Source organism: Priestia sp. HNGD-A6 (assembly GCF_045784335.1).
GTDB classification, from domain to species: Bacteria; Bacillota; Bacilli; order Bacillales; family Bacillaceae_H; genus Priestia; species Priestia zanthoxyli.
Genome location: NZ_CP138621.1, coordinates 840,448 through 859,060, shown reverse-complemented (window position 1 = coordinate 859,060; position 18,613 = coordinate 840,448). Strand labels below are relative to the sequence as shown.

Below are 18,613 nucleotides of genomic sequence, written 5' to 3'. Positions count from 1 at the left end.
CAAGAGGGGATAAATGTCTAAACGTAAATTTTTATGCTTTTTTGTATTCATTATAACAACTTTAAAAGCGCTATGGCTATCTTTTGTAGAAAACTCAAAATACAATGAAATAAGAATATTATAAAATTTCAAACTAGCTGTGCTACAATAAAAGAAAAAGAAAAGGGGAGCAAAAGTTATGCGAATATTAGTTTTAGGCGCAGGCGGCGTTGGCGGTTATTTTGGAGGCAGGCTTGTGGAAAAAGGAGAAGATGTTACTTTCCTTGTCAGAGAACGCAGAAAAAAAGAGCTGGAACAAAACGGACTTGTGATTAAAAGTGCACACGGTGACTTCACTTCACCTGTACAAGCTATTATAAAATCTGAGGTAAAAGGACCTTATGATGTTATTTTGTTCACAACGAAGGCTTATCATCTTACACAAGCAATTGAAGATGTCCGTCCTTTTGTAGGGAATCAGACCGTTGTAATACCTTTGTTAAACGGTATGGCTCATGTCGCTCCATTGCAGGAAGCTTTTGGGGAAGAGAAAGTCATTGGAGGGCTGTGCTTTATTGAAACTACTTTAAACCAAGATGGAGAGGTCGTCCAGACGAGTCCTGCTCACAGACTTGTATTTGGTGAATTTAAGCAGAAGGACACAGAACGATTACAACTGATTGAGCAAGCGTTCAGTGGTACAAAAGCTTCGTTTGTGAAAAGTTCATATATTGAACAGGATATGTGGCATAAGTATTTGTTTATTACGGTTATGTCAGGCATGACTACTCTTATGCGCGCACCTGTTGGACCAGTTTTAGCAGCAAAAGGCGGGCGTCAATTTGTGCAAGAACTTTTTAAAGAAGTGGAAAATATTATGATGGCCTACGATGCACCATTAGCCGAAGGAATCATTGAACAGCATATGAATACGATGGACAAAATGACGTATGACATGAAGTCATCGATGCAGCGCGACATGGAAAAAAGCTCTCAAATTGAAGGAGACCACCTTCAAGGATATTTGCTGAAGTTAGCTGAAAAATCGTCTATACACGTACCGCTTCTTCAAACTGTACATACGCATCTAAAAGTATATGAAGAAATGTTAAAAGGTTATCAAAAATAATGACAGCAAAAATTGATTTAGCAGTCATGCAAGTATTGCAAAAGCTGCTAAGTACAGCAGAAATGGGACAATTGCCTTCCGCTCCTGGCATTTATTTTTTCTTCGATGAACCCGGCCGGCTTTTGTATATCGGAACCACGACGGGCTCTCTATCAGAAAGAGTAAGAGCTCACGTTGCAGGAAAAGGTGTTAGCAATACAAAAAAATTCCACAAAGAAATTCATGCGGTTGGATATATTGAAGTTCATGGATTAAAAAAAGAATTAGATATGTTGAGAACGATGCTTGTGAATGGTTATTTTCCAAAATACAATAAACAAGATGTAAAAAGAGAAAATGAATACGACATTTACACCGTTCACGGCAGAGTCCTTAGGGATACAGGAGTTAACAAGAAAAAAGTCTCTAAGCGAAAAACGGTGCTAAAGCCAACGTTAAAAGAGATAGAGATTCGTCAAGAAAACAGCGATATTACATATGCACGAGTCGCAAATATGAATGCTGAAGATCGAGTGAAAAAATTGTGGTCTTGTCAAGAAGCAGGAGCGCAGCTACATCTTCCGGAGTCGAAAGTGTTAGCAATAAGTGACCGGCTCTTAAAAGAACAGTATACATTTCAGCGAGATATGAAAAAGAATATGATGTTTACGATGCGGGATTTAGTTGTTATTCAAGTGTTGTTAAATTTAAATCCGACTCATGATTTGAAAAAGAGAGAAATAAAGGAAGCCATCAGTTTAGTGCGTAAATTTGGCATAGAAGAAGCTCTTCGCATCTCTGAAAAATTACTCAAAACGTAATAAAATCCATGATCATTGTGATCATGGATTTTATCATTTATCATTCGCGCTTAAGCTAATTCGTCAATAACTTTTGGTAGAGCCATAATGGAAATAACGCAAAGTGAACTGACAACTTGATGCATTTCAAAAATGGCAATGATGAATAACATCAGTGATATATATAATTGAAGGCCTTTTAATCCCCACGGCTTGCGATCGAAAAAAAAGTCGCTAAGTACAAATACAAAGAAAATGAGCGAACTGAACAAAATAATCATGGATGTAGACATGGAACGATCATAAGCAATGATAAATAACAAAGCGAGAAGCGACACAACAGATATAACTTTTAATGTTTTAATCATCGTGTTTTTATTCACTTTTTTCACCTTCATTTGTAGGATTGATCTTTCATCCTCATTTTATAGGATAGTCAAAAGTTCTAAAAGTCAAACGAATAAATCATAACAACAATTTAACATCTTTATACTACATTTACATTGAGAGAAAAAAATGGGCGGGTTTTGAGCTTTGTGTACTTCATTGACGCGTGCAAAGAACAAGTGCTATAGTATGTTTGCTCTAAAAGCTAAAGGAGCAAAGTTTTCAAAGGACGTGACTATGTGAACGAAACACTATTAGTAATTGATGGATTTAATTTATTAAGCCGCTGTTATTTTGCTACTTCTTATGGAAGAGATGAAGCAGCGTTGACAAGAAACAGTAAGGGCCAATTTACGAATGCCCTGAGAGTAACGATTCAAAAAATGCATACATTGATTCACCAATATGAGCCAAGCCATATTTTCGTCGCTTGGGATGTTAAACGCGAGGATACAAAACGTAAAGATACATACGCTTTATATAAGCAAACAAGAGCAGAGCTGCCTGATCCGCTGATTCAGCAGTACGAAACGTTAAAGCAATTTTTTGATACAGTAGGCATTTATCAAATGTCATTGTCTTCTTATGAAGCAGATGATTTAATTGGAGCACTTGCAAGCAAGTGGAGTAAGGAAAAGCAAAGTCCAGGGTACATCTATAGCAACGACCGAGACTTGCTTCAGCTCCTAGATCAACATATTTCGCAAATTATTGCTAAGAAGCAGGTTGGCGATCTTGTTTATGGCTTTAAGCACTTTCAAGAAGAATATAATATTGATCCTCGTCAATGGGTGGACGTAAAAGCATTGCTTGGTGACAAATCTGATAATATTCCGGGCGTTCCAGGTGTAGGAGAAAAAGCCGCACTGCCTCTTATTCAACAATATGGCTCTATCCATGAAATTTATGCACAAATTGAACAATTAGATCCAGCTTTTAATCGTTACAAAAAAAAGCTAGCAGAAGGAAAAGAACTAGGTATGCTTAGCCGTGAACTCGCTGAGATTATTATAGACATTCAAGAAATCAGTATGTTGAATTGGGAAGAATTAACATTTATGTATGATTATGAACGATGGAATAAAGAAATTCAAAGTCTAGAACTAAACATTAGGATTCGCTCCTGATTTTTAGTACAATACAATTTATGAACATGAGAAAGGAGTAACAAGCGTGCAACCAATTCATAAAGAAACAGTTCAAAAAAAAATACAAACATTTTTAAATAAAGACGTATATGTACACCTTGAAACGACAAACGGTGCATATGCTTCACACGTAAATGAAAAAGTAATGACAGTTGGGGCTTTTATTCGCAATGGTAAAGTCACTATTTCAAACGGAAAGATAACTGGAGAAGGTCCTTATCGTGTAGGTCTTCAAATTGATTTAGGATGGATTTATGCAGAGGGATTAACAGATTGGGAAATTGATGAAGAAGGCAGACTTCTTTTAGCAGGGCATGACTTTGAAGGTCGTTTAGCAGTTGCCCTTCAATTAAGTGAACATCCGTTTTCATAACAGAAAAGAGAGGAGAATAGAACATGGAAGAAAGATTATTAATTGTATTTCCGCATCCTGACGATGAAGCATATGGAGCAGCAGGAATGATCACGCAAGCTAGACAAAAAGGAACGCCCGTTACATATGCTTGTGTTACGCTAGGTGAAATGGGACGAAACATGGGTAGACCGCTGTTTGCTAACCGTGAAACTCTACCTCAAATCCGAGAAAAAGAACTTTTAGATTTAGCAAACGTTTTAGACATTCAAGACTTGCGTATGCTAGGGCTTCGTGATAAAACGCTAGAATTTCTTGATATTGATGTTTTTGCAGATAAAATTGAAGAAATTATTAACGATGTAAAGCCGACTCACATTTTAACGCATTACCCTGGCTTTGCAGTACACCCTGATCACAATGCCACGGGAGCAGCTACGATCCAAGCGGTAAAACGTATGCCAAAAGAAAAGCGGCCGGTTGTTTGGTGTCATGCGTTTTCAAAAGATCGTATTGAACATATTGGAGAACCAGATGTTATTTTTGATGTAACAGCGATGAAAGATAAAAAAATTGAAGCGTTAAAAGCCCATCGTTCTCAAACAGAAGGAATGATGAACGCAATTGACTTCGATCGCTTATCTGACTATCCGCAAATGGAACGTCTATTAACAAGAGAAGAATTCTGGACATATAACTGGGAGTAACAGATGAAAAAACAGCGAATTTTATTTATTGGAGCAGGACGAATGGCTGAAGCCGTAGCGGCTGGCTTGGTTACGAGCAGCGCTGATAGTATTGAGGCAGTGGTGATGTCAAACAACGGAGATATCGGTCGGTTACAGCGAGTTGAAAAAACGTACGGCGTACAAACGACGCAAAATTGGCGCCAGGAAGTTGACAATTCGGACGTTATTATTTTAGCGATGCCTCCCGAGGCGCATCCTTCCGTTCTCAAGGAACTTTCGACTCATTTAAATCAGCAATTTGTTGTAACGTTAGCTGCAGGAATTGGTCCGAGTTATTTAGAAAACCACCTTCCTCAGGAAACGCCTGTCGCTTGGATTATGCCAAATACAGCTGCTATGATTGGGCAATCGATGTCCCTGTATACACTTGGAACTTCTGCAACAAAAGAGCATAAAGAAGTGCTTCAAATGATTTTAAAAGGAATTGGTGAAGCGCATGAGTGTTCAGAAAAAGAAGTACATGAGCTAACGGCTGTAACTGGCAGTGCACCTGCGTTTTTATATTATTTTGCAGAATCGTTAATTGATGCAACGACTGCTTACGGTGTGGACGAAAAAACAGCCAAAGATTTAGTTATTCAAATGATGTATGGCTCTGTACAAATGCTACATGAAACCAAAGATCCTGCGTCTTTAAGAGAGCAAGTAACAACTCCAGGCGGCGCTACTGCCGAAGGATTAAAAGTGATGAAAGAACAAGACTTTTTCTTAACAATGAAGCAGGCAATTGAAGCAACGAATAAAAAAGCAATGGGTGGAAGCTAAAAAAGCTCACACAATCATATGTTAGATAAAAAATCCGAACTATAGTTCAGCATTCTTTCATTAGAATGTTGAATCAGTTCGGATTTTTTTATGAATAGACTTTCTTAACATAAAAATATGCCTCTTTGGAATCGTTTTTTCTCTATGTGCCGAGCTTTTTTAGTCATCGACAAATCGCTTTTTTGTATCAGAAGTTGGGAGCATGCAGTGCTGCTGTTTGCCAAACCACTTATATCGGTTGCGAGCGATCCAGTTGTATACGATATCTCGAATAGGCGCAGGAATGATAATAAGTGCATATAAAAATTTAACGGGTCCATCTAAGCGCTTGGCGATTTTTAAAGCAGCCGTTGATTTTATATATCTTTGTTTTCCATGGATATATACAATGCTGTCTAATTGCTCAGGAAGTAAGCCGTGAGAGGCGAGCTGCTGCTTTCCGAAATCTGATTGAAGAGAGGCGAAAGAAAACAAAGCTTGTTCATCATGTTTAATAATAAATTGAACACTGCTGTTACATAAATTACATATGCCATCAAAAAGAATCAAATGTTTCATTGGACAATTTCGCTCCTATTCCATAAAAAAAGTATAATTACTTGTTATTTTTGAAAAATAAAGGTACGTTTAAAAGATGTGAAAGTGATCCAAATGCAAAGGTAATTCGATTATATAATAAGGACTCATAAGAGTTAAAGGAGAAGGGTATGAAAGAGCAAAACGACGTTGTCTTATACAATAGAATAAAAGAACAAGACAAAAAAGCCCTTGAACTGCTGTATGACAAGTACGAGCGAATTCTTTATTCGTTTGTATACCGGTTAACAAATAGCTCTGATATTGCTGAAGAAGCTGTTCAAGAAGTATTTATTAAGCTGTGGAGAGGAAAGGGAGTTTACAGCGATGAAAAAGGGAAGTTTTCATCATGGCTGTTTACGATTACAAGAAACACCGCGATTGATATGGTGAGAAAAAGAAAAAACGATCCTATTTTCTCAGAAGAAATTTTTGATTTTATTGAAGATGATCATCCTCAGATTGACGAGCACCTTCAGTGGAAAGAAGAACAGCAGAGAGTACGGCACGCTGTATCAAAATTGTCTGAAGACCAAAAAAAGATTATTCAATCCGTTTATTTTAAGGGATTAACGCAGCAAAAAGTAGCAGAAGAGCAGCAAATCCCATTAGGAACAGTAAAGGGTAGGGTGCGATTAGCGTTGCGGAAATTAAAAACATATTTAGGTACCGATGCAGAAGGGAGAGCTGATTCATGAGTATGTGCGATAAACTAATTGATTACTATAATGATCAGTTGACTTCCCATGAGAAAAAAGAGTTTGAAATGCACTTAAAAAACTGTCAAAGCTGTCAGGATGAACTAAAAGAACTGGAGGAAGTTCTTGGAGATCTAACGTATTTGACACCAGAGCAATCTCCTCCTCCAGAAATGAAACAGCGAATACTTGCAAATGTATTCGAAGAAGATCAAGGTGAGACAAAGAGAGAATCAATAGCTTTAAAAAATGAAAAACAATATGCTGCGTCTAAGAAATCAAATAAAAAATCCGTCATTATTGGATTAGCTGCGGCACTTATTTTATCCCTTGTAGGAAACAGCTACTTTCTGTTGAAAGATGGAGACAAAGGCAAACAAGAACCAAATGTTTCGGTTGCTCCTCAAAATGAACCTCTTACATCTGAGAAAACGATGAAGCTGCAGGCAGAGCCGAATGTTTCTGGTGAAGCAACAGCATCTCTGACGAAAAAAGGTGGAAATTTAAATGTGGTCATTCAAGCGAATAACTTGAAAAATGTAAAAGGGAATGAAGTCTATCAGGTATGGCTCATAAAAGGTGATAAGCCTCACCCGGCAGGTGCTTTTGTAACAGATAAAAATGGAAATGGGACAGTGGTCTATACGATGAGCCAAAAAGAACAGAGTGAAAAGTGGGATGTTATGGCTATTACTTTAGAACCGAACGCGAATAATAAGACGCCAAAAGGAAACGTTGTGTTAAGTTCAGCGCTCTAACAAAAACCCTTCTGCTAGCAGAAGGGTTTTTGTTACGTGCAGTTAATCATCTTCAAACTGTATAGCAATGGTTTGATCATTTTCTATCTTATTCAGTCGAATTTCCAATAAACCATTTTTGTACTTAGCGCGAACTGGTTCGTCCGTGTAGTGAAAAGGAAGTTTGACCGTGCGAGAAAATACGCCTGTATGGCGTTCGTTCAGTTTTAGCTTTTGTTTAGATGCTTCATAAGCATAAGGAACGTTCCCTTCAACGGTTAATATATTTGCGTCCAACTTAATTTGAATGTCGTTAGTGGAATGTAGTCCAGGAACTTCAACGACGATAATGCCTTCTTTATCGGTTTCATATAAATCGACGTTTGGAAATCGCTTTGGCAAGATGTGATTTAAATCGCTCCAAAAGTGATTTCCAAGCATATCTTCTACCTTATGCTGAATTGAACCCCAATCAATCTCTTCATATTTTTTACTCAAAGGAACCCCTCCTTATATTCACGTAAATTCCTTCTATATATATGAAAAAAAGAAAATTCAATGCCTGCTTACAAAGAATGAGAAAAATGCGTAAATAAGTGAAAAAATGTGAGGAAAAAAAGAGATTTTGAATGAAAAAGAAGGATTATGTAGAATAAAAAAAGTATAATTACGTATAGAGCTTTCTATTATTCTAAATGAAAGCAAGTATGTGAAGGGGGAAGTTGAGATGAGAGAAAAGCGTACATCCAGTGGTTTTCTATTAAAACAACGTGCTTTCTTAAAATTATATATGATTACAATGACGGAGCAAGAGCGTCTGTATGGCCTTCGGTTATTAGATGTGTTGAGAGATGAATTTCGACCTTTTGGATTCAAACCTAATCATTCTGAGGTATACAAAGCTCTTCATGACTTGATTGAAGACGGTGTCCTCAAACAGGTGAAGCGTAAAAAAGAAGGAATGAAGCTTCAAGAAGTGGTTTATTATACATTTACAAATGAGGGAGAAGAGAAAGCTAAATTATATAAAAAACAATTAAAAGTAGAGCTGGAGCGGTGTGAAGCTATGATTCAAAAAGCTATTCGTGACAACTTCGGGTCCAAATGAACGTGTCTTTAGTTAGAAAAGACACGTTTTTTCTATAGCTGATTTTGTCGTCTTATGTCGGAATAAAAGTTATAAAATGGGTACAAAGTAGTGTAAAAGATGGATATATAGTTATATTATGGATAAAATACACACTTTTAACATATATGGATGAATTCGATTTTAAAGATTATGCACTATTCATAAATAGTGTACGAATTGATATGATACAAAGTGTATATAAATCTATTTAATACGTTATTTGCCATATTTTAAGAACTTATAAACCGTTATCAGACCATCATTCAAGCATTTTGGTTTTAGCAACTCTGACGAATTTGACTAGATTTGTATCGAGAAGATATTATTTGTTTACTATGAAAGGAATGGATTTTATGAAGTCTACAGGAATTGTAAGAAAAGTAGATGAATTGGGTCGCGTAGTAATTCCTATTGAATTGCGCCGTATTTTAAATATCAACACAGGTGATCCAGTAGAAATATATGTTGATGAAGATATTATTATTTTACAAAAGTATAGCCCGTATGGTGCTTGCTTAGTAACTGGGGAAATTACGCGTGAAAACTTAACCTTTGGTAATGGAAACGTTGTGTTAAGTAAAAAAGGTGCGGAACAGCTTTTACAAGAGTTAGAGCGTACCTTAAATAAATAAGAAGTTTTAGGTCTTAGTATAAGGAAGAATATCCATCCATCTTTAAACCAAAAAAGAACGTTCTTTTGAGAACGTTCTTTTTTGGTTTAAGCCGTTCGAGAAGATTTATCCTCCTCTAGCAGCTGCTTTTTTTGTATTTTTATCAAACGATACGCAAGTCCTGTTGCTCCTGCAGCGAGCCCAGCAATTAGTCCAACCCAATAGCCAAACGCCTGCAAATCGGTGTATTTTGCTAACACAATGCCTAAAGGTAGACCAATTACCCAATAAGATACCAAGGACATTAAAAAGGTTACATTTACATCCTTATATCCTCGCAGCGCACCTTGAATAGGAGCTTGAAGAGCATCAGAAAGCTGAAAGAAAATTGCATAAATCAAAAAGTGAGAAGTTAATGCGAGCACCTCTGCATCTTTTGTATATAAAGATGCTACGGATTCTCGAAGAGTAAATAAAAGACCTGCGCAAACAAAAGCCATGCCAACAGCAATTGTTATACCAATTCTGCTATAGCTTCGTGCATCCTGATTCCGTTTAGCACCCGCTTCAAATCCTACAACGATTGTTAAAGCCATCGAAATACTCAGTGGAATCATATAGAGAAATGAGGCAAAATTAATAGCTGCTTGGTGAGAAGCGATTGTAATGGTATTATATGAGCTCATAAACAGCGTGACAGCTGAAAAAATACTTGTTTCGAAAAATACGGAAAAACCGATAGGTAAACCAATTTTTAATATTTCTTTCCAGGCAGAAAATGAGATACGGTGAAATTTTTTAAATAAACCGAAGCTAGAAAAAGGCTCTTTTTTATGAATAATTAAAATCGATATGACAAGTATACACCAATATGTGATGGCCGTTGCATAACCAGAGCCTACGCCACCCAAGTGAGGGAAGCCCAGCTTACCGAAGATTAATACATAGTTTAAAGCCACATTAATCGGAAGCCCTAAAATGGTGACCAGCATAGACGTACGAGTTTGCCCTAAAGCATCAATAAAGTTTCGTAAAACCGTATAAATAAAAAGCGGAATAATACCAAAAGATAAAGCGATTAAATACTGTTTGGCAATGCGCATCACGTTTGCTTCTAAATTCATTCCTTTTAAGATAGGACTAACAACAAAAAAGCCGATTAAAATGATAACAGCGGCCATTAAAATGGAGACATAAAGCCCTTGAATGACAGAGAACGGAACTTTTTTCTTTTGATTAGCTCCCACCAGCTGTGCAACAATTGGCGTAATAGACATTAAAATTCCGCTTAGCCCTGTAAAAACAGGCACCCATAAGCTCGAACCAATTGCTACCCCTGCCAAGTCATCTGCACTAACTCTTCCTGACATCATCGTATCAAAGAAAGTCATTGAAAACATTCCAAACTGGGTGACCAATATCGGAAATAAAATAAAAACGAACTGCTTAACTTTTTGAGACGTTGAAAACGTTTGTTGCATTAAAAAACCCCCAATTTGAAAACATTTACACCAAAAAGCATTATATCACGCAAAGGCTTGTTTTTGCTAAGAGTTCTGACAATAAATTCAAAGAATGTATCCATAAAGAACACACTTTGAAAGGAAGTAAAAGGTAAAGTAGTATATGATTTTAATTTTGAGACGCGGTGGGATATGATAGAAAGTATAGTAGTTATCATTTAACGTGGAGGGATACGTGTGGATTTACAGTTGCAAAGTAAAAATGTACTCATTACCGGTGGATCAAAAGGGATTGGGAAAGCTATAGCTGCTTTGTTTATTCAAGAAGGAGCAAACGTTGGAATTGCTGCAAGAGGAGAGGAAGCATTACAGCATGCACAGTCAGAATTAGAAAACGTACGTACATATACAGCAGATCTAACAAACGAAGCGGATAGAGTTGCGTTAATTAAGAAATTCATTAACGACTTTGGGAGTATTGATATTTTAATTAATAACGCTGGAGGAAGTAATGGAAGCACGGCAATGGAAACAGATTTATCTCTTTTTCAGGAAGCAATGGAGCTAAACTACTTTTCAGCTGTCCACTTGAGCAAGCTAGCAGCAGCTCGTATGACAAAAGATGCGGCAATCGTTAATGTTACGTCTATTTTTGGGAGAGAAAGTGGAGGGAAAGTTACGTACAATAATGCAAAAGCAGCGCTTATCAGCTTTACAAAGTCATTTGCAGATGAAATGATTTCTAAAGGAATTCGTGTAAACGGTGTTGCTCCGGGAAGCATTTTGCACGAGACGGGTAATTGGAAAAAGAGAATGGAGGAAAATCCGGAAAAGATCAAGCAGTTTGTTGAAAATGAAATACCAGCGGGCCGCTTTGGAGAGCCAGAAGAAGTGGCAAACGCCGTTGTTTTTTTAGCATCTTCTCAAGCTTCATGGATAGTAGGTGCGACGTTAAACGTAGATGGTGGACAGTCAAAAATGAACTTTTAAAAAAAGTGCAGGAATTTCCTGCACTTTTTCATTATCCAATATCTTTTTGCATACGAGGAATCTGAAAATCTTCATTAATTGCGTCCGCTGTAAGCTGACCTGATAATGTCACCATTGGCACGCCGCCTCCAGGGTGTGTAGAGCCTCCTACAAAATAAAGGTTAGAAAGAAGCTGACTTCTTGCCGGAATTTTAAACCCTCCATTTTTCTTACGGTCAGTTGCTACGCCATAAATGGACCCGCCGTTAGCGCCGTAAAGCTCTTGGATATCGTTAGGAGTAAACGTATATTCAAACTCAATGCTGGAACGTAAGTCTTCTAATCCCATTGCCTCAAGCTTTTTTAGTACGACATCACGGTAGCGGTCTTTTAATGCAGCCCAGTCGTCGCCTTCTTTTAAAGGAGGTACATGAGTAAGAACGAACAGGTTTTCTTTTCCTTCAGGAGCTTGCGTAGGATCTGATTTAGATGATACGCCAATGTAAATTGTCGGATCCATCGCTATTTTCCCTTTGTTAAAGATTGTATCAAACTCTTCTTTCTGATCCTTTGAGAAGAAGAAATTATGATGTTGAAGCTGTTTGTACTGTTTGTTAACCCCTAATAAAAGAACAAGGCCAGAAACAGTAGGTTCAAATTTTGCAAGCTGCTGAGTTTGCTTAGCTGCTTGCGCATGATTTTTTAATAAATAGCGGTAAGTTGGAATGGCTTCTAGATTAGATACCACAACATCTGCTGATAGGCTTTCACCGTTTTTTAGTGTAATTCCAGTTGCCTTTGCTCCGCTTGTTGTGATTTCTTTTACCGGCGTATTTAGATGCACAGTGACGCCAAGTTCTTGAAGGAGCTTATCCATCGCTTCAGCAATTTTGTACATTCCGCCTTTTACGTAATAAATACCTAATCCTAGCTGAACGTGAGCAAGCTGTGTTAATACAGCCGGTGCATGATAAGGAGAAGAGCCGATGTACATAATTAAAAAATTAAACAATTGACGCAAATGTTTGTTTGAAAAATATTTGCGTGTAGTAGCATCCATAGATCTCATTGGATCCATTTGAAGCAGTTCTTTTACCGTGTGCATCGTTCGTAAATCGTGCAGTCCAGATAAACTTTTTTTATAAAAACTTTTTAAGTTCGATTCGTACATTTTATTTGCATAAGATAAATAGTCAAAAAAACCTTCAATGTCTTTTGGAGCAAGTTCTTGAAGCTGCTGAAGCATGCGAGGAAGGTCACTGGTCAAATCAATTTGTGTACCATCTTGGAAAAAAGTTCTCCACTGAGGCTCAATTCGTTCTATTGTCAAGTAGTCGTGGATATTGCGGCCTGCACTGTCAAACAGCTGCTCTAGCACCCACGGCATTGTTAAAATAGAAGGTCCCGTATCGAAAGAAAACCCTTTGCCGCTGCGAATATTTAACTTACCGCCAATTCGCTCGCTTTTTTCAACGACTGTTACATCATATCCATCAGCTGACAGACGAATAGCAGCTGACAGACCACCTAAACCTGCGCCTACAACAATTACTTTCTTTTTCATCTTTTTCCTCCTTATAAAACAAAAGCGAGTTGTCAACAATGTGTATAAAATGACTTCACGCAAAATAAAAATAGGTCTACAACTTTTTATTTTATCCAGTTCGCTAATTTTCATACGTGAAGGAAAGGAGAAAGAGATGTCTTTTTTACTGGTTGCTCTTGTCTTGACAGGTACGCTTGTCATCACTATCCCTACATTTAAACGTGTAAAAATAGTAAGAAACGATATGTCATGTTTGTCCATTATTATTCCAGCTAGAAATGAAGAAAAAAACCTTACCTTTTTATTGCAGTCACTCCAGTTACAGAACGCTGACTTTGAAGTGATTGTTGTAGATGACAACTCAACAGATCATACTGAGCGGGTAGCCAAAGCATTTGGCGTGAAAGTAGTGCACCCGGGGACACTTCCAGCTGGATGGTTAGGAAAGTCATGGGCATGCTGGAATGGAGCAAGAGAAGCAAAAGGCTCGTTGCTTTTGTTTTTAGATGCTGATCTTACAGTAGAGAAAGACGGAATTGAAAAAGTATTTTTCTACTATCAACAGCAAGGGGGGGTGCTGTCGGTTCATCCTTATCATCTTGTTAAGAGGCCTTATGAAATGTTTTCTGCTTTATTTCACTATGTTACGTTTGCATCGATTGGCGCTTTTCACCCCTTTAAAAATTGGAAAAGTCCTTCCGTCGGTTTCGGGCAGTGCTTGCTTTGCAGCGCAGCCTCCTACTTTCAAAGCGGAGGCCACGAAGGGATAAAAAAAGAAGTGGTTGAAAATATGGCACTGGTTGAGAAAATGAGCAAACAAGGTGAATTTATTACGTGTATGAGTGGACAAGGAGCTCTTTCCATGCGCATGTATCCAGATGGTATGAAAAGCCTGATAAGAGGGTGGAGTAAGAGCTTTGCTTCAGGTGCGGGGAAAACGGAAGCCATTTATTTATTTCTAGTAAGTTTATGGCTTACTAGCATGATTAATTATGTTCTTTTTTTACCTACTCTATGGAATCAACATGCAGGCTTGGCAATTAGCAGTTATGTTTGCTATGTCAGTCTCTTATTTAATAGCTTAAGAAAAATAGGTTCGTTTACTTTTTTTTCTTTGTGCTTATTTCCTATTCACGTCCTGTTTTTTCTGGGCCTATTCGTATGGTCTTTCATCCAAACAGCGGTGAGAAAGCAAGTTAAATGGAAAGAACGCAGCATATCTATAGAAGAAGAAAAAAAGAAGAAAGTGATAAAATGACAGGTGCTCAGCTCTTAATTAATATCATGGCATGGTTTGTGATTCACATGTTCATCGCCTACAGGTGCACAAAAATTTCTGCCTTTTATTTAAAAAAAGACCTTGCGCTGTTTAAGGTTCACAGCTGGGAAACAGTTGGAATATATAAAAAATTCGGGGTGCACCGATGGAAAACGTGGCTTCCTGATGCAGGAAAGCTATTTAAACGAGGGTTTTATAAAAAGAAATGGGAGAGTAGAACGAAGGAATATGCACAGCTTTTTTTAATGGAAACAAATCGAGCAGAGTTAACTCACTGGATCAGCATACTTCCTTCTATTCTTTTTTTTATATGGAACTCTCCTTCTATAGGTGTTTGGATGGTTATTTATGCGATTATTGCAAACGTACCGTTTATTTTGGTTCAACGATATAATCGAATACGGATTCATCAAGTCGTTTTAAAACTCAAACGAAATTAATTAACATGCCTTTGGCTCCGAGTAGGGGCCTCGGTTTTTATCTTTTTCTCCTTATTTGAAGACAATAATTTCTTGGATAAAAGAAAAAAAGAAGCAAAGGCGATATAAATACTAAAAAACACTAAAAATCCCCATAAGCCTGCTATGGCATCATCAAATTCCATGTTGCCTCGAGTGGTAATTCCTTGCTGAATTTCAATAGCAAAAACTAAGACAAGCATAACGGTAAGAGTATAGATAAAAGAAATAGCTGTAATACTAAATTTCCATTTTGACAATAATTTAAAGATCATATAAACGCTTAAAAACGTGAGCAGTCCAATAATGCCAATAATCCAGAAGTGAAGTTCTTTATCTGAAAGAGAAAATCCTAGTAAATAAAAAATATAAATTAATCCATCGTGCAATACATTAATAATATTTGTAATGAAAACAATACATTCTTTCATTTTTTCTCCTTTATAAAAATGTAAGACGTTTAAACTTCTAGGTATACAAGTATACGTAGCCCGTACTCATTCCAATTTTATATAAAAAATGCACTTTCTAGATCAAATATTAAAGAGATCTGAAATTTCAAATAATATTTATAATTTATATTATAAACAAAAAGGTAAAAAAATAAAAATTTTCGATGCAAACTGACACATTTTTTTCATATTTAAAGAAAGAAATAACTCAGAATATGTGGTTTACTGTAGAAAGAAAAGAAAATAAGAGGCATTGATATAACAAATATTCACAAGTGCTTTTATGCATTCTCTTGTAAAGCAGAAGGAAAACTAAGGCAAGTGTTAAATTTATATGTATAGTGGACAAAATAAAAAATAAATATAAAATAGTGAAACCTAAAGAGAAGCTGTCCGTATTAAATAGTGAGAAGAAAAAAGCGCAGGATATATTTGTGTTTGAAAGCCGATAGAGCTGGGAATAAGAAAGTAGTTATTTTCTCACGTTTGGTGAAAATTATACGTAGCGGTGTTGACAATTTTTTTTAAAGAGTTAAAATGTGAAAGAACAGATTAGCTCTCTTACATTTTTTGTAAGGGAGATTTCTTTTTACATTTACTATAAAAATAAAAGTGAGCTTAAATTTCAATAGAGACAGAGGTGGGAATATGAAACAGCTCATGACAAACGGTAAAAATATTTTTTCGAAACAGCTGCCGTTATTTCTAATTGCAGTTTTGTTGTTTTGGATTAAAACGTATACCGTTTATCGTATCGAATTTAACTTAGGGCTAGATAATTTTATGCAAAAGTTCTTACTTTTCATAAACCCAATTGGTTCGGCAATTTTCTTTTTTGCCATTGCATTACTATTTAAAGGGCGCGGAAAAGTACGAGCACTGCTTGGAATGAATTTTTTACTTTCATTCATCCTGTACGCAAATGTAGTATACTATCGCTTCTTTAATGATTTTATTACTGTTCCTGTATTGACTCAGTCAAACAACTTTGGTCAATTAGGCGGCAGTGCTATGGCTTTAATTAGCCCAACTGATATTTTATACTTCACAGATTTCTTTATTCTTTTAGTTTTAGTATTATGGAAAAAAGTTGACTTACCAGCAACAATTAGTCGACGTACTGTGACAGGTGTATTTTTATCAGGGATTTTATTCTTAAGTGCCAACATCGCACTAGCGGAAATGGATCGTCCTCAACTATTAACAAGAACATTTGACCGCAACTATTTAGTAAAATATTTAGGAACGTATAACTATACGATCTATGACATCATCCAGAGCTCGAAATCTTCAGCACAGCGCGCGCTAGCAGATAGCAGTGATGTGGCTGAGGTAGAGAACTATGCAAAAGCAACGTATGCTGAACCGAACAAAGAATATTTCGGTCAAGCAAAAGGCAAAAACGTTATCTATATTTCATTAGAATCACTTCAGTCATTTATGATTGGTTATAAGTTAAATGGTGAAGAAGTAACGCCATTCTTAAATTCACTATTAAAAGATCAGAACACAATGTATTTCGATAACTTCTTCCATCAAACAGGGCAAGGTAAAACGTCAGATGCTGAATTCATGATGGAGAACTCATTATTCGGCTTACCTCAAGGTTCTGTATTTACAACAAAAGCAAATAACACCTATCAGTCGCTATCTGGTATTCTAGATCAGCAAGGCTATACAACATCTGTGTTCCACGGAAATGGAAAATCGTTCTGGAACCGTGATGAGATGTATAAATCAATGGGTGTAGAAAAATTCTTTGATTCAGCTTATTACAATATGTCAGACGAAGATACGCTGAACTATGGTTTAAAAGATAAACCTTTCTTTAAAGAATCAATGCCGTACCTAAAAGGCTTAAAGCAGCCATTTAGCGCGAAGTTCATTACGTTATCAAACCACTTCCCTTATCCATTAGATAAGGAAGACCAAACGATTGGACCTCATAATACGGGAGATAAGTCAGTTGACCAATACTTCCAAACGGCTCGTTATTTAGATGAATCAATTAAGCAATTCTTTGAGGACTTACAGGCCTCTGGCTTAGCAGACAATACGATGGTTGTGATGTACGGTGACCACTATGGTATTTCTGAAAACCATAAGCGTGCAATGGGCAAAGTAATGGGTAAAAACATCAATGATTTTGAACAAGCTCAACTGCAGCGCGTACCATTATTTATTACTTCACCAGGCCTTAAAGGCGGCGTAAATCATACGTATGGTGGAGATGTAGATGTTCGTCCAACAGTGATGCATTTATTAGGTCTTGATACAAAAGACTATATTGACTTTGGTACAGACTTATTATCAAAAGAACATCAGCAAGTTGTACCTTTCCGTAACGGTGACTTTGTTACACCGAAGGTAACAAAAGTTGATCAGAAAGTGTATGACAACGCAACGGGCAAGCAGCTTTCAGATAAGGAAGCGAAACAGTATGATAAGTATGATGAACTAGTTAAGAAAAAGCTAGAACTATCAGATAAACTTGTTTACGGAGACTTACTCCGCTTTCATACACCAGAAGGGTTCAAACCAATTGAACGTTCGAAGTATGATTACAACAAGCGCGAAGATCAATAAAAAACAGGCAGCTATAAAAGCTGCCTGTTTTTTTGTTTTGTGAAACTTTTAAGGGATTTATCCGTATATAAATTATAACAGTAATCGTTTTAAGAGATGGGAAGACAATGGTATAATATGTATACGTTTAAAAGTTCGGTCACATTTAAGATAGGAGTGAAAGCGATGAAAGTCGTTCGAATCATAAAAAAGATTCTTGCCATTTGGGTAACAGGAGCAGTAGCCGTTCCGGTCAGCTATTTTGGATTCAGTACCACGATGATTCAATCCGTTGGCATTAGTATAGGAGTAATGGTCGTGATGAGCCTGTTTTTTATTATGAGCAGTGCTCGACGTCATTATCAAAATCCATATAGAGAAGAAATTGCATATGTGCGTCATCAAGTAAAAGAGGCAAGAAAGCAATTAAGAACCATTGGAAGCTATCGTTTTAAAATTCGGTCTGTTCATATGTGGACAGAACTTTCTAAACTATACAAAGTAGGCAAAAGCATCATTGAAATGGTAGAAAAAGAGCCCGCACGATATAAAGATGTTCAGCCCTTTTTTACGAACTACTTACAATCAACGGTTACCGTCATTGAAAGGTATATGTTTTTATTATCAAAACCAACGAAAAGCATAGAAGTAAAAGAAAGTCTTCATGAAGCGGAAGACATGCTGCGCGGGTTATCAGGGAAGTATGAGCATTTATTAACAAATGCTCTTTCACAAGATAAGCTGACATTAGATGTAGAGCTTAAAGTGCTAAAGCAAGCATTTGAAGAAGAGCAGCCATATATACCGACAGCTACTAATCGCACAAAGTAATGTAAATGCAA

The 18,613-nt window shown here is 36.8% G+C and carries 21 protein-coding genes; 15 read left to right on the top strand and 6 right to left on the bottom strand.

Going from position 1 to position 18,613, the window contains the following annotated elements; genetic code table 11:
- Positions 1 to 178 precede the first annotated feature (178 nt).
- Both panE and SCI76_RS04420 read left to right on the top strand, forming a co-directional pair.
- The gene (gene panE, locus SCI76_RS04425) at positions 179 to 1,108 is read left to right on the top strand and encodes a 2-dehydropantoate 2-reductase (RefSeq protein ID WP_048021290.1); all 930 of its coding nucleotides are present in this window, start codon (positions 179 to 181) and stop codon (positions 1,106 to 1,108) included.
- Positions 1,108 to 1,908 carry a GIY-YIG nuclease family protein gene (locus tag SCI76_RS04420; protein WP_028413633.1) on the top strand — a complete coding sequence of 267 codons (801 nt, stop codon included), beginning with the start codon at positions 1,108 to 1,110 and terminating at the stop codon, positions 1,906 to 1,908. Before panE ends, SCI76_RS04420 begins: the two co-directional genes overlap by 1 nt.
- Positions 1,909 to 1,958: 50 nt before the next feature.
- Here SCI76_RS04420 and SCI76_RS04415 read toward each other — a convergent pair whose 3' ends face one another.
- Positions 1,959 to 2,270 carry a hypothetical protein gene (locus tag SCI76_RS04415; RefSeq protein WP_016763842.1) on the bottom strand — a complete coding sequence of 104 codons (312 nt, stop codon included), beginning with the start codon at positions 2,268 to 2,270 and terminating at the stop codon, positions 1,959 to 1,961.
- Between the two features lie 243 nt (positions 2,271 to 2,513).
- Here SCI76_RS04415 and SCI76_RS04410 point away from each other — a divergent pair, with 243 nt between their 5' ends.
- The 4 genes from SCI76_RS04410 to proC are packed head-to-tail and all read left to right on the top strand — an operon-like array spanning position 2,514 to position 5,288.
- Complete coding sequence (locus tag SCI76_RS04410) at positions 2,514 to 3,401, top strand: 5'-3' exonuclease (protein WP_048021288.1); 888 nt, start codon at positions 2,514 to 2,516, stop codon at positions 3,399 to 3,401.
- A gap of 46 nt (positions 3,402 to 3,447) precedes the next feature.
- Positions 3,448 to 3,795 carry a YojF family protein gene (locus tag SCI76_RS04405; RefSeq protein ID WP_013056714.1) on the top strand — a complete coding sequence of 116 codons (348 nt, stop codon included), beginning with the start codon at positions 3,448 to 3,450 and terminating at the stop codon, positions 3,793 to 3,795.
- A 23-nt stretch (positions 3,796 to 3,818) separates the two neighbouring features.
- Positions 3,819 to 4,481, top strand: a complete 663-nt coding sequence (gene bshB2, locus SCI76_RS04400; RefSeq protein ID WP_048021287.1) for a bacillithiol biosynthesis deacetylase BshB2 — start codon at positions 3,819 to 3,821, stop codon at positions 4,479 to 4,481.
- Between the two features lie 3 nt (positions 4,482 to 4,484).
- Positions 4,485 to 5,288 carry a pyrroline-5-carboxylate reductase gene (proC, locus tag SCI76_RS04395; RefSeq protein ID WP_028413631.1) on the top strand — a complete coding sequence of 268 codons (804 nt, stop codon included), beginning with the start codon at positions 4,485 to 4,487 and terminating at the stop codon, positions 5,286 to 5,288.
- A 159-nt stretch (positions 5,289 to 5,447) separates the two neighbouring features.
- On the opposite strand, the gene SCI76_RS04390 is transcribed toward proC, so the two are convergent.
- On the bottom strand, positions 5,448 to 5,846 hold the full coding sequence (locus tag SCI76_RS04390) for a thiol-disulfide oxidoreductase DCC family protein (protein WP_028413630.1): 399 nt from the start codon (positions 5,844 to 5,846) through the stop codon (positions 5,448 to 5,450).
- 149 nt (positions 5,847 to 5,995) lie between these two features.
- Here SCI76_RS04390 and SCI76_RS04385 point away from each other — a divergent pair, with 149 nt between their 5' ends.
- Positions 5,996 to 6,562, top strand: a complete 567-nt coding sequence (locus SCI76_RS04385; RefSeq protein ID WP_028413629.1) for an RNA polymerase sigma factor — start codon at positions 5,996 to 5,998, stop codon at positions 6,560 to 6,562.
- Positions 6,559 to 7,320 carry an anti-sigma factor gene (locus SCI76_RS04380; protein ID WP_028413628.1) on the top strand — a complete coding sequence of 254 codons (762 nt, stop codon included), beginning with the start codon at positions 6,559 to 6,561 and terminating at the stop codon, positions 7,318 to 7,320. The genes SCI76_RS04385 and SCI76_RS04380 overlap by 4 nt, the downstream gene beginning before the upstream one ends.
- 42 nt (positions 7,321 to 7,362) lie before the next feature.
- Here SCI76_RS04380 and SCI76_RS04375 read toward each other — a convergent pair whose 3' ends face one another.
- Complete coding sequence (locus SCI76_RS04375) at positions 7,363 to 7,797, bottom strand: Hsp20/alpha crystallin family protein (protein ID WP_013082862.1); 435 nt, start codon at positions 7,795 to 7,797, stop codon at positions 7,363 to 7,365.
- Positions 7,798 to 8,026: 229 nt separating this feature from the next.
- On the opposite strand from SCI76_RS04375, the gene SCI76_RS04370 reads away from it, so the two are divergent.
- Together SCI76_RS04370 and SCI76_RS04365 are read left to right on the top strand one after the other, a co-directional pair.
- Positions 8,027 to 8,407, top strand: a complete 381-nt coding sequence (locus SCI76_RS04370; RefSeq protein WP_013056721.1) for a helix-turn-helix transcriptional regulator — start codon at positions 8,027 to 8,029, stop codon at positions 8,405 to 8,407.
- Positions 8,408 to 8,781: 374 nt separating this feature from the next.
- Positions 8,782 to 9,060 carry an AbrB/MazE/SpoVT family DNA-binding domain-containing protein gene (locus tag SCI76_RS04365; protein ID WP_025752053.1) on the top strand — a complete coding sequence of 93 codons (279 nt, stop codon included), beginning with the start codon at positions 8,782 to 8,784 and terminating at the stop codon, positions 9,058 to 9,060.
- An 86-nt stretch (positions 9,061 to 9,146) separates the two neighbouring features.
- On the opposite strand, the gene SCI76_RS04360 is transcribed toward SCI76_RS04365, so the two are convergent.
- A complete protein-coding gene (locus tag SCI76_RS04360) occupies positions 9,147 to 10,520 on the bottom strand; it encodes an MATE family efflux transporter (RefSeq protein WP_028413627.1) in 1,374 nt (457 codons plus the stop codon).
- A 219-nt stretch (positions 10,521 to 10,739) separates the two neighbouring features.
- Between SCI76_RS04360 and SCI76_RS04355 the strand changes: the two genes are divergently transcribed.
- Positions 10,740 to 11,492 (top strand): SDR family NAD(P)-dependent oxidoreductase, encoded by a 753-nt coding sequence (locus SCI76_RS04355; RefSeq protein WP_033578776.1) that lies wholly within the window; start codon positions 10,740 to 10,742, stop codon positions 11,490 to 11,492.
- A 31-nt stretch (positions 11,493 to 11,523) separates the two neighbouring features.
- On the opposite strand, the gene SCI76_RS04350 is transcribed toward SCI76_RS04355, so the two are convergent.
- Positions 11,524 to 13,035, bottom strand: coding sequence for a phytoene desaturase family protein (locus tag SCI76_RS04350; RefSeq protein ID WP_328179525.1), 1,512 nt, complete (start codon positions 13,033 to 13,035; stop codon positions 11,524 to 11,526).
- 136 nt (positions 13,036 to 13,171) lie between these two features.
- Between SCI76_RS04350 and SCI76_RS04345 the strand changes: the two genes are divergently transcribed.
- Together SCI76_RS04345 and SCI76_RS04340 are read left to right on the top strand one after the other, a co-directional pair.
- Positions 13,172 to 14,275 (top strand): glycosyltransferase family 2 protein, encoded by a 1,104-nt coding sequence (locus SCI76_RS04345; RefSeq protein ID WP_048021281.1) that lies wholly within the window; start codon positions 13,172 to 13,174, stop codon positions 14,273 to 14,275.
- Entirely contained in the window at positions 14,218 to 14,736 is a 519-nt protein-coding gene (locus SCI76_RS04340; RefSeq protein ID WP_228307693.1) for a glycosyl-4,4'-diaponeurosporenoate acyltransferase, read from the top strand. The genes SCI76_RS04345 and SCI76_RS04340 overlap by 58 nt, the downstream gene beginning before the upstream one ends.
- On the opposite strand, the gene SCI76_RS04335 is transcribed toward SCI76_RS04340, so the two are convergent.
- Positions 14,733 to 15,185 (bottom strand): hypothetical protein, encoded by a 453-nt coding sequence (locus tag SCI76_RS04335; RefSeq protein WP_013056728.1) that lies wholly within the window; start codon positions 15,183 to 15,185, stop codon positions 14,733 to 14,735. The two genes, SCI76_RS04340 and SCI76_RS04335, sit on opposite strands and share 4 nt — an antisense overlap.
- Before the next feature lie 669 nt (positions 15,186 to 15,854).
- Between SCI76_RS04335 and SCI76_RS04330 the strand changes: the two genes are divergently transcribed.
- Positions 15,855 to 17,792 carry an LTA synthase family protein gene (locus SCI76_RS04330; protein ID WP_013056729.1) on the top strand — a complete coding sequence of 646 codons (1,938 nt, stop codon included), beginning with the start codon at positions 15,855 to 15,857 and terminating at the stop codon, positions 17,790 to 17,792.
- Positions 17,793 to 17,957: 165 nt separating this feature from the next.
- Positions 17,958 to 18,602 (top strand): 5-bromo-4-chloroindolyl phosphate hydrolysis family protein, encoded by a 645-nt coding sequence (locus SCI76_RS04325; protein WP_028413622.1) that lies wholly within the window; start codon positions 17,958 to 17,960, stop codon positions 18,600 to 18,602.
- The last annotated feature ends 11 nt before the right edge of the window (positions 18,603 to 18,613 follow it).